The 15,168-nt window shown below is 41.7% G+C and carries 9 protein-coding genes and 3 tRNA genes; 10 read left to right on the forward strand and 2 right to left on the reverse strand.

Annotation, left to right across the window (positions count from 1 at the left end; translation table 11 throughout):
• Nucleotides 1-24: 24 nt before the first annotated feature.
• The 7 genes from gltX (at nucleotide 25) to HXT37_RS01225 (ending at nucleotide 9,707) form a co-directional block, all read left to right on the forward strand.
• On the forward strand, nucleotides 25-1,587 hold the full coding sequence (gene gltX / locus HXT37_RS01195) for a glutamate--tRNA ligase (RefSeq protein WP_102155476.1): 1,563 nt from the start codon (nucleotides 25-27) through the stop codon (nucleotides 1,585-1,587).
• Between the two features lie 185 nt (nucleotides 1,588-1,772).
• Nucleotides 1,773-1,845, forward strand: a tRNA-Glu gene (locus HXT37_RS01200).
• Between the two features lie 40 nt (nucleotides 1,846-1,885).
• Nucleotides 1,886-1,957, forward strand: a tRNA-Gln gene (locus HXT37_RS01205).
• A gap of 531 nt (nucleotides 1,958-2,488) precedes the next feature.
• Nucleotides 2,489-3,781, forward strand: a complete 1,293-nt coding sequence (locus HXT37_RS01210) for a metallophosphoesterase (protein ID WP_116773832.1) — start codon at nucleotides 2,489-2,491, stop codon at nucleotides 3,779-3,781.
• Nucleotides 3,782-3,872: 91 nt separating this feature from the next.
• Entirely contained in the window at nucleotides 3,873-5,234 is a 1,362-nt protein-coding gene (gene murA / locus HXT37_RS01215; protein ID WP_116773831.1) for a UDP-N-acetylglucosamine 1-carboxyvinyltransferase, read from the forward strand.
• 190 nt (nucleotides 5,235-5,424) lie between these two features.
• Nucleotides 5,425-7,338 (forward strand): serine/threonine protein kinase, encoded by a 1,914-nt coding sequence (locus tag HXT37_RS01220; RefSeq protein ID WP_116431945.1) that lies wholly within the window; start codon nucleotides 5,425-5,427, stop codon nucleotides 7,336-7,338.
• 35 nt (nucleotides 7,339-7,373) lie between these two features.
• The gene (locus HXT37_RS01225; RefSeq protein WP_421779602.1) at nucleotides 7,374-9,707 is read left to right on the forward strand and encodes a hypothetical protein; all 2,334 of its coding nucleotides are present in this window, start codon (nucleotides 7,374-7,376) and stop codon (nucleotides 9,705-9,707) included.
• 89 nt (nucleotides 9,708-9,796) lie between these two features.
• Here HXT37_RS01225 and HXT37_RS01230 read toward each other — a convergent pair.
• A tRNA-Ala gene (locus HXT37_RS01230) sits at nucleotides 9,797-9,869 on the reverse strand.
• A 115-nt stretch (nucleotides 9,870-9,984) separates the two neighbouring features.
• Nucleotides 9,985-10,671 (reverse strand): DedA family protein, encoded by a 687-nt coding sequence (locus HXT37_RS01235; RefSeq protein WP_004109778.1) that lies wholly within the window; start codon nucleotides 10,669-10,671, stop codon nucleotides 9,985-9,987.
• A 227-nt stretch (nucleotides 10,672-10,898) separates the two neighbouring features.
• On the opposite strand from HXT37_RS01235, the gene HXT37_RS01240 reads away from it, so the two are divergent.
• The 3 genes from HXT37_RS01240 (at nucleotide 10,899) to HXT37_RS01250 (ending at nucleotide 15,168) form a co-directional block, all read left to right on the forward strand.
• Nucleotides 10,899-11,642, forward strand: a complete 744-nt coding sequence (locus HXT37_RS01240; RefSeq protein ID WP_004109776.1) for a hypothetical protein — start codon at nucleotides 10,899-10,901, stop codon at nucleotides 11,640-11,642.
• Nucleotides 11,643-11,772: 130 nt separating this feature from the next.
• Nucleotides 11,773-12,042, forward strand: a complete 270-nt coding sequence (rpsO, locus tag HXT37_RS01245) for a 30S ribosomal protein S15 (RefSeq protein ID WP_004109774.1) — start codon at nucleotides 11,773-11,775, stop codon at nucleotides 12,040-12,042.
• A gap of 345 nt (nucleotides 12,043-12,387) precedes the next feature.
• On the forward strand, nucleotides 12,388-15,168 hold the full coding sequence (locus HXT37_RS01250; protein ID WP_116773829.1) for a polyribonucleotide nucleotidyltransferase: 2,781 nt from the start codon (nucleotides 12,388-12,390) through the stop codon (nucleotides 15,166-15,168).

The raw sequence follows: 15,168 nt of genomic DNA on the forward strand, positions 1-15,168 counted from the left end.
TGCACGTCCGTAACGCGCGGCACAATGGAACCTATGACTGATATCGAGGAAACTCAAGAAGTTGCTAATAATGCAACAAAATCCGCAAAGCCTGAACTTCCAAAGAATGTTCGCGTGCGTTTTTGCCCTTCGCCAACCGGTACACCTCACGTAGGTATGGTTCGTACCGCGCTATTTAACTGGGCGGAGGCTCGCCATACTCACGGCAAATTGCTTTTCCGTATTGAAGATACCGATAATGAGCGCGATAGTGAGGAAAGCTACCAGCAGATTATTGAGGCTCTTCGTTGGCTCAATATTGATTGGGACGAGGGCATTGATGTTGGCGGAGATAACGGACCGTATCGCCAGTCCCAGCGCATGGAAATTTATAAAGACGTAGCACAAAAGCTTTTTGAAGCAGGATACGCTTATGAATCCTTCTCTACTCCTGAAGAAATTAAGGAGCGTAATATTGCTGCTGGCCGTCCTGCTGAATTTGGTTACGATGGCTACGATCGTAATCTTACGGAAGAACAGAAGCAAGCTTTCCGCGACGAAGGTCGCAAACCTGCACTTCGCTTGAAGATGCCAAATGAAGACATTACTTTTAACGATTTAATTCGTGGTGAAATTACTTTTAAAGCCGGATCTGTTCCAGATTATGTGATTGTGCGTCCGAATGGCGATCCACTTTATACGCTTACGAACCCTGTTGATGATGCGTTAATGGATGTGAATGTGGTTTTGCGCGGTGAGGATATTTTGAGCTCCACACCTCGTCAGATTGTGCTGTACCGTTACCTTATGGAAATGGGTATTGCTAAGGAAACTCCACTTTACGGCCATATGCCTTACGTTATGGGCGAAGGTAAGAAGAAGCTTTCTAAGCGAGATCCAGAGTCCAACTTGTTCTTGCATAGGGATAACGGCTTTATTCCAGAAGGCTTGCTGAATTACTTGGCTTTGCTTGGATGGTCTATTGCGCCTGATCGTGACGTGTTCACTATGGACGAGATGGTTGAAAAGTTCGATGTGCGCGACGTTAAGGCAAATCCTGCACACTTTGACTTGGATAAAGCAATTTCGATTAACGCTGAGCATATTCGTATGCTCGATCCGCAAGATTTCTTGAACCGTTCTGTGCCTTACTTGCATAAGGATGGCGTAGTTAGTGCGGATAATTGGGATGCGTTAACTGACCGCGAGCGTGAAGTACTCACCGCTGCTGCGCCTCTTGTACAGCCTCGCGTGCGTTTGCTTGGCGAGGTCGCTGGAATGGTTGGCAGCCTGTTAAGTGAAGATGGCTACATTGCTCCAGATGACGACGCTCGTAAGCAGTTGAAGGAATCTGCAGGAGAGGTTCTTGACGCTGCGCTCGCTGCCTTGAAGGACGTTGATGCTTCTGATTGGCATACTGATTCCTTGCACGAGCTTTTGAACAAGAAGCTTGTTGAGGAAGCTGGCTACAAGCCGCGCTTGGCATTTGGCCCTGTGCGAGTTGCACTTTCTGGTCGTCGCGTTTCGCCTCCACTGTTTGAGTCCATGGAAATCGTGGGCAAAGACGTGACTTTGGCGCGTTTGGCTGGTTTACGCGAGCATTTGTAAATTACAAATAATTTATAAGCGCAAATAAAATTTGAATAAGGCGGGAGTGTGGCACTATTGCTGCATTTCCGCCTTTTTATTTGTTTTATGCTTAATATATTTTCGACACGCCGCGGTTGCAAGTATTTGCTTTATGTTGTAAAGTCGCTATTTGTTGCGTCAAGAGGCGTAGCTGATAAATGAAAGCCCCCGTCGTCTAGCGGTCTAGGACTACGCCCTCTCACGGCGCCAACACCGGTTCAAATCCGGTCGGGGGTACGAAGACGGAACGGTTCCAAGAGCCGCGAAGCTTGTCAATTGGGGTATGGTGTAATTGGCAACACAGGTGATTCTGGTTCATCCATTCTTGGTTCGAGTCCAGGTACCCCAGCGAATAGCTCTCGTAGAACGAGGGCTTTTTTGTTATCTATCTGTATTACTGCGATTTGTCTCAGCGCGCGACCTTTTCTTTACACGGCTGTAAAGTTTCTGCCGCTTGTTGGCGTGAAAGCGGCAGTTTCTTTACATACATGCTCAGTTTTTGCCGTTTACTCCCATTTACCACGCTTGCCGCACGCTTCTTATGTAGCCTTAAAATCAAAAACCCCGGTGCGTGACCGGGGCTAGAGAAAGAAGAGAAGAAGAGAGGTTTAAGTTATTAAAGTCAAATTCAACTACTTGCTTGTAGTTTATTTCCTTTTGATGTATATATAATAACCACCTTATGCTGAGTGCAGTAATGCGATTACCTGTGAATTGTCTGTGAATTTGTAACTATTTTACTGAAATTGCACGTTTTTATCGCTTTTAGGTTATTTCTTATCAGTATTTGCTTAATTTAGTATTTTTGAATGTAAATAATTTATGTAAACTTGCGCACAAAATTGAGTGAGTCGCGGCATATCTGCCGTATGCTTAAAGTATGACTGATTCTGCACAATCTGAAGCTCATGCATCTGCGGCACTTCCTTTATCTGTTTCGGCGCGTTTAGGACGTTTGCAGTTCCATCTTTCTGGTAAATTCCGGGTGCTTCAGTGTGCAGATGTTCAAGATGGGTTACGTATTTCACAAGATACTATTCGACTTATTGCTTCTGCTTGCGATGCTGTGCGACCAGATCTTGTAGTTTTTAGCGGAAACCAGATTGCAGGTTATGAAAAAGTATTTGCAAAAACTTTTCAGCGTAGACGCTGGCAGGAATCTTCCAATATTTCAGCTTCTGATAAGAAGCAATTGGTTGATAAGGTGCACGAATTTGTTGCTAAGTTAATGAAGCCACTAGAAGATCGCAGTATTCCGTGGGTTGTTACTTATGGGAATCATGATTTCCAGTGCGGTCTGAGTAATGAAGAGCTTGATAAGATATATCAAGATTTTCCATGTTGCATGAATCGCAGTGCTTCTAATGCATCTTCTGCAAGTGCTATGCAATCGACAAAATGTGTGTTACCAAAGCAGATTATTTTTACATGTGAGCCTGGTACTTTTGCCTTGCCTGTTATGGATGAAAAGCATGAAAAGGTTGTTTTTTCAATAGTTTTAGTTGATTCTGGAGATTATGCTAAATCCGGCGGATATGGTAGCCCTTCTAAAAAAACTATCGAGTTTATTTCTGGTCTTTCTTCTTATTTGCCTGAGCATATTTGTGTTTTTCAGCATTTTCCATTGCCGCAATATTATCATGTTCTTCGTGAAGTTCCGCAAGAACTTGCTGCGCGCGAACATGCTATTGAAGGGTATCGTACTTTTGCTGGTCGCTATTATGCTCTTGACGAAAAACATGTTCTGCCCGATGGGTATTTAGGTGAAGGAATTAGCTGCCCTGACGCCGATAGTGGTGAATACGCTGCTTTGCTTGATGCAGGAGCTTTTGCGCTAATTGCCGGTCACGATCACCGCAATTCTTTCGCAGCTAAAGATCCCGAGAGTAATATGCTATTTGTTGCCACTCCTACATGTGGTTTTGGATCTTACGGTCCTGAACCTGCTAAAAGAGGCGTGCGCTTGCTCGAATTTGATATTCGTCACCCGTTTGAACCGCGTACGCAAATGCTTGAATTTGGGAATCTTGTTGGCAAACCTTCTTCCAAAAAAGCCTATACTTATGCTCTTACAGCTGAGTCTGAGCATGAATTGCCAGAAGTAGATTTATTGCGTAAACCATCATTGCTTACTAGATTGATTCGTCGATGGCGTCAACGATCTACGCGCTAATTTAATCAGTTTTAATAGATTGCATGAGCGCGTTGGCAAATATGCCGGTATTATAGTGAATAGTGTTTTAGCGCGAACGAAAGAGGTAAATGTGTCCGCACACAATACGGCTGAACAGAACAACAATAGTGGCATTGACGCTGCAGATGTGTTGCATGTAGAAGGTGGTAAGCCGCTTAATGGCACTATTAAAGTGCGTGGCGCAAAAAACTTTGTTAGCAAGGCTATGGTTGCAGCTTTGTTGGCACCTGGCAAGTCTGTTCTAAAAAACGTTCCTGAAATTCGCGATGTTCATGTAGTTTCTGATTTGTTGCGTTTGCATGGTGTTGACGTTGAGGTTAATGGACCTGAAGGTATTGTGATAATTGATGCTACAAAAGTGCAGCTCGCAGATGTAGCTGACGTCGACACTCTTTCTGGTTCGTCTCGTATTCCAATTCTTTTCTCTGGTCCTCTTCTTCATCGTCTTGGAGAAGCGTTTATTCCTGCGCTTGGAGGATGCAATATTGGTGGCCGTCCAATTGATTTTCATCTTGAGACGTTGCGTAAACTTGGTGCAAATGTAGATAAAGATCACGAGGATGGTATTCATATTACTGCACCTAATGGCTTACATGGCACTAAAATTCATTTGCCTTATCCTTCTGTCGGCGCAACCGAACAGACTTTGCTTGCAGCGGTTCTTGCAGAAGGTCGTACAGAGCTTTCCGGAGCTGCAATTGAGCCAGAAATCATGGATTTGGTAGCCGTTTTGCAAAAGATGGGTGCGATTATTTCTGTAGATGTTGACCGTACTTTCCGTATTGAGGGAGTAAAAGAGCTTCAAGGATACACTCATACGTCATTAACTGATCGCATCGAAGCAGCTTCTTGGGCTTCTGCTGCTCTTGCAACACACGGAGATGTGTTTATTAAGGGCGCAACTCAGCCAGAAATGATGACTTTCTTAAATGTGTTCCGTAAAGTTGGTGGACAGTTTGATGTTACAGATAAAGGAATTCGTTTTTGGCATCCGGGTGGGGATTTGCGTCCGGTTGCTATTGAAACCGATGTGCATCCTGGTTTTATGACTGATTGGCAGCAGCCTCTTGTTGTTGCGCTTACTCAAGCGAAGGGTTTGAGTATTGTGCATGAAACTGTTTATGAAAATCGTTTTGGCTTCACAAAGCCACTTGTGCAAATGGGAGCTATGATTCAGCTTTATCGTGAATGCTTAGGTTCGCTTCCTTGTAGGTTCCAGCAGCGCAATTACAAGCATTCTGCAGTTATTTTCGGGCCTACTCCGTTGACAGGTCAAGATATTGACGTACCTGATTTGCGCGGAGGCTTTAGCCATTTGATTGCAGCTCTTACTGCTCAAGGTCCGTCGAATGTGCGCGGAATTTCGCTAATTGATCGAGGATATGCAGATTTTAGAGGCAAACTTTTAGCTTTGGGTGCTAATATCGACTGATATATTCTTCTATTTTTTCTACAAAACGTGAGTTTTGTAGGCTTATAAGCTTTTATCCACAATGCTATAAAAAGCTTTTTTACGCATAAATTTATCGGTACAGTAGTCGCAACTGTAATTCAATTACTCAAAAAATTAACTGAAATATTTGATGAGTAATTGGAGTTTTCAATATTGCGGAGGCGTAACGATGGTTTGTGTAGGCGGACGCTATCAGCTGCTTGGTGAGCTGGGGCGTGGTGGCACTTCAACAGTCTTTCTTGCTGTTGACACCGTTTTGCACAAGCAATGGGCTGTTAAAGAAACGCTTCTGCAAGGAGACGAAGAGTATCAACAGCATATTATTCAATCCTTACGCGTTGAAGCGAATGTTTTAAAGGAATGCGATCATCCAGCTATTCCGCGAATTGTTGATTTTTTTGAAGAAAATGGTAGAGCTTATGCTGTTCGCGATTATGTAAAGGGGCGTTCTTTAAAATCTATTGTAGAAGAATCTGGATTGCAAAATGTTGAAACTGTTCTTGATTTAGGTATGCAACTTTGCTCAATACTTTCTTATTTACATTCGCATTATCCGCCAATTATATACGGTGATCTTAAGCCTTCTCAGGTTATGATTTCAGAAGATGGCACAGTTCGTTTGATTGATTTTGGTGCTGCAACGCAATTATATGCAAACGAGGGAGTGCTTGATTTACGTACAATAGACCAGTGCGACGCTCGATTTGCTACTAATATTTTTACTGCTCCTGAAATTTTGAATGAAAACTCTGCAGCAACTACTTCAAGCGATGTGTATTCGATTGGAATGACATTACGTTACGCATTATTGCCAACTGAAGTGCCTAAAACAAACGTGCAATCTGCTGTACTATTGCCTCATGAGAATCGTGAAGTAGTAGAACAATTAGTGTCTGTGCTCGCAATAGCTACAGCTACTAAACCATCTCATAGATATAAAGATTGCGACGAAATGTTTTCTGCACTGGAAGCGTGTGAGCATACAGAAAAACATTCGCAACAATGCGACACTTCTACGGATGTATTGCGACGCAAACAATGCAGAAATAGTTCTAAGCCTAGAAAAAAGCGCTATGCAATTACGGCATTAATTGTTGTAGTACTAGTTTTTATAGTAATTTTATTCAACTGCTTAGGTTTATTTGTTGGGAATGCTTTTGTAAATCGAAATAAGCAATCTTTTGATGGTGAGCCAAGTAGTAAAAGAATTGAGGAAATACGCAAAAATAATAAAAGCTACGATTCTTACATGCAATTAGCTGAGCGTGAAAGCAATTCGGATATTGCGTGTCGCTATATTTCTCATGCAATGCAAGTGCAAAATAGTATGATCAAGAAGAAATATATAAGCAAAATATCATTTAAACCTCTCCAAATTTTATTGCAAATTCAACTTGCAGATCAGCAATGGAGTGCCAACGAAGAGCAATGTTTTGTTGGTTTGATTAATAAATACGAGCAAAACTTGCGTCCTGTAAATAAAGATTGGTTGAATATTTCTATAGAAATAGGCAAAGCGTATTGGTACTATTTTGCAGGATTTTCTGGAAAAGTTTCGCAAACAGAACGATTATCTCGTATGCGAGTAGCAAAAGTATGGTTCCAAGAGGCTCAAAAATATGAGATAGATGCGAATAAAGCGTCTTTGCAAGCTGTAGAAACTAATTCTGATGGCATATCGCATACTGTTTCAAATCAAAAAATGTTAAGCGCGTACATCGCTATTTCTGACGCTTATGCGCAACTTGTTGATGTTTCTAAAGATTGTGCAAGCGTAGAAACGTATAAAAATTATGTGAATCAATTACAGCAGCTAATGCAAATTGTTGAGAAAGATCACGGAGACATTTTATTTGTGGATACTGGAGAACTAGTTTTGCAATCAATTCATTCGTGGTTGCCGATGTTTCTAGAAAGTGGATCCAGTAAACAAGAAATTCAGCAAATGTGCGACAAGGCAGAATATCTTCTTAAACAAGCGCATGTGTCAAATGATGAAGCTGTAAGTAGAAAGAAAAACGCAATCGACAGTGTCAAAAAAGTTCAAGACGAAATTAATCTAGCTTTTTTGCAAAAGAAATAAAAGAAATAAAAGGAATAATAAAAGGGAGGGAATAAATGTGTAAACAAAGAAATTTGGGGGATATGTGGTTTTTCAAGCGATTTCAATGCGGCTGCGCTCGCATTGGCGTTTATATTGGGATTATTGTATTTATTAGTGCTGCTATAGTTGTTGCATTATTGCCACTTAATTCTATTGCGTATGCAAAAAACAGCTATAACGCAGCCAAAGGATTGCATATAGCAAATGTTTCTGTTATGACAAAACAGAAAACTGTTCGCACTCAAGGCGAGTACATGTTTACTAAACGTGCTGCTTCGCTACTTATAACTTTTGATGGATTGGACGCTTCGGAAATTAGGAACGCGCATAAAGCTACTGTTAGCGTTGGAAGATATCAAATAGTGAGTGCCAAAGTTGATTTAGCTAAGATTGAGGCGGTGTCGTCGCTAGTTAATATTCGTTATAAGATCCGACCTCGAGTATTAGGAATAGTAAGAGTTGAATTGCAAAAAGAAGGAATATACGATTTGCAAGATATCTCTATAAGACTTGCTGCTGTAACAATGCATCCTAAACGCATATGGGGAGGAGTTGACTCTAATTCTCATGTTTCAAAGCAAACTAACTATATTTCTAATGAAAGTAAACTTTCTGGCAACAAATTGCGCTCTCGTAAGCCAATATTAAGTATTCCTGATTCAGTTTTGAATGCTTCAGATTTAACAAAAGATAATTCTTATAGCAAGCGTCCAAGATATATTGTTATTGACAAAACTGTTCCTCGCTTGAGTGTTAGTTATGACAACAACGCATCGTATGAAGGCAAATATTTTCGTAATAATCGAGCTTCAAGAATATTAATACAGGATGATTCGTTCGTTTTCTCGTATTTGCTTCACGATTCTTATCCTATTGCGAAAGTTTTTGCTGATGGTAAGCAGGTTATGGTACTTACAGCTAAAAGCTTTAAAAACGATGGTGTGCATACAAACGTGTGGTATGCTGATGTTTCTTTTTCGGGGGATGCTTCTTGGGATGTTCGCTATTGTGTTGAAGATTTATCGGGTAATGCGAGTTCTTCTATCAGTAATAAATTCATTATTGATACGCTTTCGCCAACTGTTTCTATTACTGGAGTGCAACAAGGCGGAGCGTATTCTCATGCTGTAGTTCCAACATTAGTTATAAAAGATCGTTGGCTAAAACCTGCAAGCGTAACGTATTCGCTGAGAAGAATGCGATATGCTAAGGAATTGCGTTCTTTTGTGTCTAGAAAAGCTGATTCGCAAAGCGTAAGTGTGCAATACGCAGGTTTTTATAATGGAATTCAAGACGATGACGTATATCAGCTTCAGTGGAGTGCTAAAGATTTAGTAGATCATGTTATTTCTGGTAAGTTGCAATTTTCTATAAATAGAAGCGGTTCCTCATTTAGTATAGATAGTTCCACTAAAGCAATGAATCGTAAACAATTGCAAAATGCTAAAGATATTCATATTGAAGAACTCAATCCTAGCGGACTGGCAAGTCCTGCAAAAATTAGTGTTATGCAAGACGGTGTAGAGAAGATTTTATCAAAACAGGATTTTTCTGTAAACAGTCGCACAGATCGTGGCTGGCAACGATTGACTTACACTATTTTTAAACGGAATTTTGCCGATAACGCTCATTATCGTGTGCGCATTATGTCAGTAGACAAGGCAGGCAATCATTCTTGTAGCGAAAGTGCAGTTAGCAAAAAGGAAGGAATGTTGCAATTTGCACCAGCTTCCGTGCAATTTACAGTAGATAATCTTGCTCCAATCACAACAGTGTTTGATATGCAAAATAATTCTACTTATCGCACTAATAAAGAAGGAAAAATTTTACGTATTAGTGCAAAAGATAACATGGCATTGCAATATGTAACAATCGATGTTGATGGTAAAACAAATCGTATTTGGAGCGGTAAAGATGTGAATAAATCAGTTTTATCTATAAAACTAAAACCAGACGGTTTTACTCACGACGTATTAGTAAAAGCTGCAGATTATGCGGGAAATATAACAACTTTGCAATATAAAAATGTAAAAATTGTTTCTATTGCAAATAAGCTTGTAAAAAAATCTGAAGCAGATAAAAAATCTAAAAATAGCGAGAGTAAAGATGCTGATAGTTCTGATGATGGTTTAGATGATGATTCCGACAATAGCTCCGATAACGATGATTGGATAGCTCGTTCGCAAGTGAAAAAATCGGAAAAATCTTTTGAAAATGCTGATTCCTTTAAGCGAAAATCGGTAAATTATATAGAAATTGTGGCTTATATTGGCACTGGAATTATAGCAATTCTTTGTGCTGCATTAGGAATTAGCATTATTTTTAAAAAGAAAATTAGCAATCAGTAAACTATTCTAATTAGTTTTGCTAGATTTGACAGGCATTGTGCGAGAAAAATAAAAAGCCCACTGCGGTGGAATGAATGCAGTGGGCTCAGTGGAGCTAATGGTAATCGAAACCACGACCTCTTCGATGCGAACGAAGCGCTCTACCAACTGAGCTATAGCCCCAATGTCTAAGACAAATCATCTTACGACAACTCTGCACACTGTACTACAAAGCTTGTATAAAAACAACATTTCTTGTAGTGCAGCGTGCTTGAGTGTCGTAAGTTAAAATACTAGTTTATTTGTTTTCTTTATTAAGTTTTGCTGCTTTCTTTGCTTTGTGCGCTTTGTATAAACCAATAAAAGTTGGCACAAGCGAGATAAGCAAAATTGCAACAATTACTAATTCAAAATTCTTCTGTACGAAATCAATCTTGCCGAAGAAATATCCAAGAAATGTGAAAAGCGACGACCAAACGAGACCGCCTAGTACAGAAAATGGTGTGAAGCGTATCCAACGCATTCCAGAAATTCCGGAGATGAACGGCATAAAAGTGCGTATGAATGGGAAGAATCTACCCAAGAATACTGCCAGCGGACCCCATTTATCAATCATTTTTTCGGTTTTTGCAACTCGTTCTGGAGTGAGCGCTTTTACTTTCCCGGATTCTACAATCTTTCGTCCGAAGAAATGACCAATAAAGTAATTGCACTGATCGCCAATAATTGGGGCTAGCCACACTACGGCAAGTAATAGTGGAAGTGGAAGCGCGCTATGACCTGTTTGAGCGTCAGGAGCTGCAAAAAACCCTGCTGCGAAAAGAAGTGAATCTCCTGGAAGGAATGGGAAGAATACTACGCCTGTTTCAATAAAAACAATGAGAAAAATAAGGCCTAATGCTGGAGCTGTGCCCATTGCAATCCAACTTGCAATAGCTGAGCGTGGATCCTTGAGTAGGTTAACAATAAAATGAATAAATCCCATAATGTCCTGTCATAAATTTTGCGTATTTAGTGACGCTTGTTAATTAAAAATCAAGCGAAACAACTGTTATTTTGAGCCTAGCAGTCGCCATAAACGGTTGACACTTTTTGTGCACACGCTATCAGTTAATTGCGTTATAACATACAATAATAGTTAGTAATGTAATGTTGCATGGTTAAAACTTGAGAAATTGCTTGGCAATTAAAGATTGGCAGGAGAAGTAACGTATGAAGTTAAATGATGAGCATGATGGTGAATATCCACAAAGTTTTGCTCCGCTAAAGCCTAGGAAACGTTCTGCTCGTGTAATCAATGCTAATGAAGTTTTAAAAAAGAATGATGATTCGAAAAGCAAAATTCCTGACGAATATGTAAACATTGGTTTGCCGGAAACAGACTTATCGATTGCTGATTTTTCTCGTAAGCATTCTAATCCAAAGAATTGGTGGATTTATTTTGGCGTTCTGCTTGTCGCTATTGTTATTCCGTATTGGATTGGTCGCACTATGGCCGCTCGTCATACTTCATGGGTTATTTCGCATTGCTCTGGATTATCTTCGCAAGGTGTTGTTTTTATTTCGTGGGTAATCACAGTGTCTGCTTTTACAAGTCTTGCTATGGCGTTAATTGACACTCATCGTTGGATTTGGCGGATAATGTTTGCTGTTTTTCTGGCTTTAGAACAACTTATTGCCGGATTATGCATGCTAAACATGAGCTTCTGGTATTCGACGTATGTGGTCTATGGTCATGCTTCAGGTTTAGCGAATGCGGCAAATCTTGGCATTATTTCTGCAGGTATTGGAGTAGCTGTATTTGCTGTCATTTTTGTTGGTTTGCTTGTCATTGTTCCTAAAACCTCGGCTTTGAATGTTCTTACGCGTAGTTGGGCGTCGTTCATAATGTTTTATGCGATTGAGGTTTTGGCAATTCTAGTTGTGCTATTTGGTGGCTTTATGACCGCAATGTAATATTTGGATTTTGCGAAAATAAGTTGTTTGCAAGTGGTTGTATGATAGAGACTTGGCGTGTAACGCCCGCGGATTGAGAGCGCTACAGCAGAAGGTTGTGGCACCGCGCAGTGATATTAAGGAGGACGCCGTGGCATTAACGGCTGAAGATAAGAAGAATATTATCAACGAATACGCGACGCACGAGGGTGACACGGGTTCCCCAGAAGTGCAGGTCGCTTTGCTTAGCAAGCGCATTGCTGACCTTACTGAGCACTTGAAGGAGCACAAGCACGATCATCATTCTCGTCGTGGCTTGTTGCTCATGGTTGGTGATCGTCGTCGTCTTCTCGATTACTTGAAGCGTGTTGACATCAACCGTTATCGTTCTTTGATTGAACGACTTGGCTTGCGTCGATAGTCTTGTAGCCCGGGCTTAGCTCGGGCTTTTGTATTCTTTGTGCTGTACGCAGGTACGTGTACGCATAAAAATTGTTCACATATTCACAGATTTGGGGTAAGTGTTGTGAACAATATTTAAAATTTATAACTAAAAAGAATTAACGAATAATTCAAAAAATAATTAAAGATTGATGTATAACTGAATACGGATGATTGAAGTAACCGAAACAAAAAACACTACGAAATATTGACGTAACGCAAGTGTTGCAAAGAGTGCAAATATTCGCATATAAGTAATAATGCGAAGTCGTCAATGTTATTACGCATGTTGGTTGATTAGGTAAGTTAAGAAAAGGAGGAACCCGTGGAGGGTCCCGAAATTAAGGCTGTAGAAGCCGTTATTGATAATGGTTCATTTGGTAAGCGTACGCTACGCTTTGAAACTGGTCGACTTGCTCAGCAAGCAGATGGTGCTGTTGCCGCATATTTGGATGACGATTCCATGATTTTGTCGACGACGACTGCAGGATCTAGTCCGAAGGAAAATTACGACTTCTTCCCATTAACTGTTGATGTGGAAGAAAAAATGTATGCTGCTGGAAAGATTCCAGGTTCGTTCTTCCGCCGTGAAGGTCGTCCTTCTAACGAAGCAACGTTGGCATGCCGTATTATTGATCGCCCGTTGCGTCCGTTGTTCCCACACACTTTACGTAACGAAGTGCAAGTTGTTGAAACAATTTTGGCAATTAATCCAGATGATGCTTACGATGTTATTGCTTTGAATGCGGCGTCTGCATCTACTATGATTTCTGGTTTGCCATTTGAGGGCCCAGTTTCTGGCGTTCGTTTGGCTTTGATTGATGGCCAGTGGGTTGCTTTCCCACGTTGGAGTGAGCGCGAGCGTGCAGTATTTGAGATTGTTGTGGCTGGTCGTGTGATTGAAAACGGCGATGTTGCTATTGCAATGATTGAGGCTGGTGCTGGTAAGAATGCTTGGAATTTGATTTACAATGATGGTCAAACCAAGCCAGATGAGCAAGTCGTAGCCGGAGGTTTGGAAGCTGCAAAGCCATTTATTAAGGTTATTTGCGATGCTCAAAATGAGTTGAAGCGTATTGCAGCTAAGGAAACTAAGGAATTCCAACTCTTCCCAGAATATACTGACGAACTTTATGCTCGTATTGACGAGATTGCTCATGCTGATTTGAATGAAGCTCTTTCTATTGCTGAAAAGCTTCCTCGTCAAGATCGCATCGCTGAAATTAAGGAAGGCGTGCGTGCTGCAATCGCTGAAGAATTCACTGATATGGACGAAGCCGAAAAGGAAAAGGAACTCGGCAATGCGTTTAAAGAATTGCAGCGTCAAATTGTTCGTCGTCGTATTTTGACTGAAGATTATCGTATTGATGGTCGTGGTTTGCGCGATATTCGTACGCTTTCTGCAGAAGTTGATGTTGTGCCTCGCGTACACGGTTCTGCACTTTTCCAGCGTGGTGAAACTCAGATTTTGGGTGTGACTACTTTGAATATGCTTAAGATGGAGCAGCAGGTTGATGCGCTTTCTGGTCCACAGACTAAGCGTTATATGCACAATTACGAAATGCCTCCATACTCCACTGGTGAAACTGGTCGCGTTGGTTCTCCAAAGCGTCGTGAAATTGGTCACGGTGCTTTAGCTGAGAAGGCTTTGGTTCCAGTTTTGCCAGGTCGCGAAGAGTTCCCATACGCTATTCGTCAGGTGTCTGAAGCTATTGGTTCTAACGGTTCTACTTCTATGGGTTCCGTTTGTGCTTCTACGCTTTCTTTGCTTGCTGCTGGCGTGCCTTTGAAGGCTCCAGTTGCTGGTATTGCTATGGGCTTAGTTTCTGGTGATGTTGATGGAAAGCATATCTTCAAGACTTTGACTGATATTCTCGGTGCAGAAGATGCATTTGGTGATATGGACTTCAAGGTTGCTGGTACTTCTGAATTCATCACTGCTTTGCAGCTCGATACGAAGCTTGATGGTATTCCAGCTGATATTTTAGCTGCCGCTTTGCAGCAGGCACATGAAGCTCGTGCAACGATTCTTGAAGTTATTAACGAATGCATTGATTGCCCAGCTGAGATGAGTCCATTCGCTCCACGCATTATTACAACCACAATTCCTGTAGACAAGATTGGTGAGGTAATTGGGCCTAAGGGCAAGATGATTAACCAAATTCAGGAAGAAACTGGTGCTGAAATCGCTATTGAAGATGACGGTACTGTTTACATTTCTTCTGAAGGCGGAGAAGCTGCTGAGAAAGCTAAGGGAATCATCGATTCTATTGCAAATCCTCGTGTGCCAAAAGCTGGTGAAACTTTCACAGGCAAGGTTGTTAAGACCACAAGCTTTGGAGCTTTTGTGAATTTGACTCCTGGAACTGACGGTTTGCTTCACATTTCACAGATTCGCAATTTAGCAAATGGTGAGCGCATTGACACTGTTGAAGATGTGCTGAAGGAAGGCGATAATGTTGAAGTTATCGTACAAAGCGTAGATGAGCGTGGCAAAATTTCTTTGGCTATTCCAGGTTTTGAAGATCAAGAATCTTCTGCTCCAGCAGCGCGTGAAAATCGTTCCCGCAGTTCTCGCGACGATCGCGATTCTCGTGACTCTCGTGGCGATTACCGTCGTTCTCGCCGTGACGATCGCGATAATCATGACCGTGCGGATCGTGCAGATCGCGATGAGCGTCCTCGTCGCCGCATGCGCGATGACCGTGACGATCGAGATCGCATGGATCGAAATGACCGATACATGGATCGCGATAACCGTTATGATGACCGCAACACTCGTCGAGACGACCGTCGTGCAGATCGTGCGGATCGCGATAACCGTTACAGCGATAACGATTTTGATGAACGTCCTCGTCGCCGCGTGCGCGATGATCGTGACGGTCGTTACGAAAATCGTGACGACCGTGAAGATCGTGCAGATCGTGACGACCGTGAAGATCGCTCAAATCGTCGAGATTCAGAAAATCGTCGCGTATCTGATAGAAAGCCGCGTTATGCAGCTGATGACGATCACTATGACGAGTATCGTTCGGCTCGTGAAGAGCGCGCAGAGCGTCCTCGTCGCCGCGTGCGTCGCGATTTTGATCCATTTGAGGAAGATTAA

This window comes from Gardnerella sp. DNF01151 (assembly GCF_049244235.1).
GTDB lineage: Bacteria > Actinomycetota > Actinomycetes > Actinomycetales > Bifidobacteriaceae > Bifidobacterium > Bifidobacterium swidsinskii.

What these genes read in the sequence shown, in the direction of transcription:
- gltX (WP_102155476.1), top strand. Translation starts at nt 25, where the DNA reads ATGGAACCTATGACTGATATCGAGGAAACTCAAGAAGTTGCTAATAAT.
- HXT37_RS01210 (WP_116773832.1), top strand. Translation starts at nt 2,489, where the DNA reads ATGACTGATTCTGCACAATCTGAAGCTCATGCATCTGCGGCACTTCCT.
- HXT37_RS01220 (WP_116431945.1), top strand. Translation starts at nt 5,425, where the DNA reads ATGGTTTGTGTAGGCGGACGCTATCAGCTGCTTGGTGAGCTGGGGCGT.
- HXT37_RS01225 (WP_421779602.1), top strand. Translation starts at nt 7,374, where the DNA reads ATGTGTAAACAAAGAAATTTGGGGGATATGTGGTTTTTCAAGCGATTT.
- HXT37_RS01235 (WP_004109778.1), bottom strand. Translation starts at nt 10,671, where the DNA reads ATGGGATTTATTCATTTTATTGTTAACCTACTCAAGGATCCACGCTCA.
- HXT37_RS01240 (WP_004109776.1), top strand. Translation starts at nt 10,899, where the DNA reads ATGAAGTTAAATGATGAGCATGATGGTGAATATCCACAAAGTTTTGCT.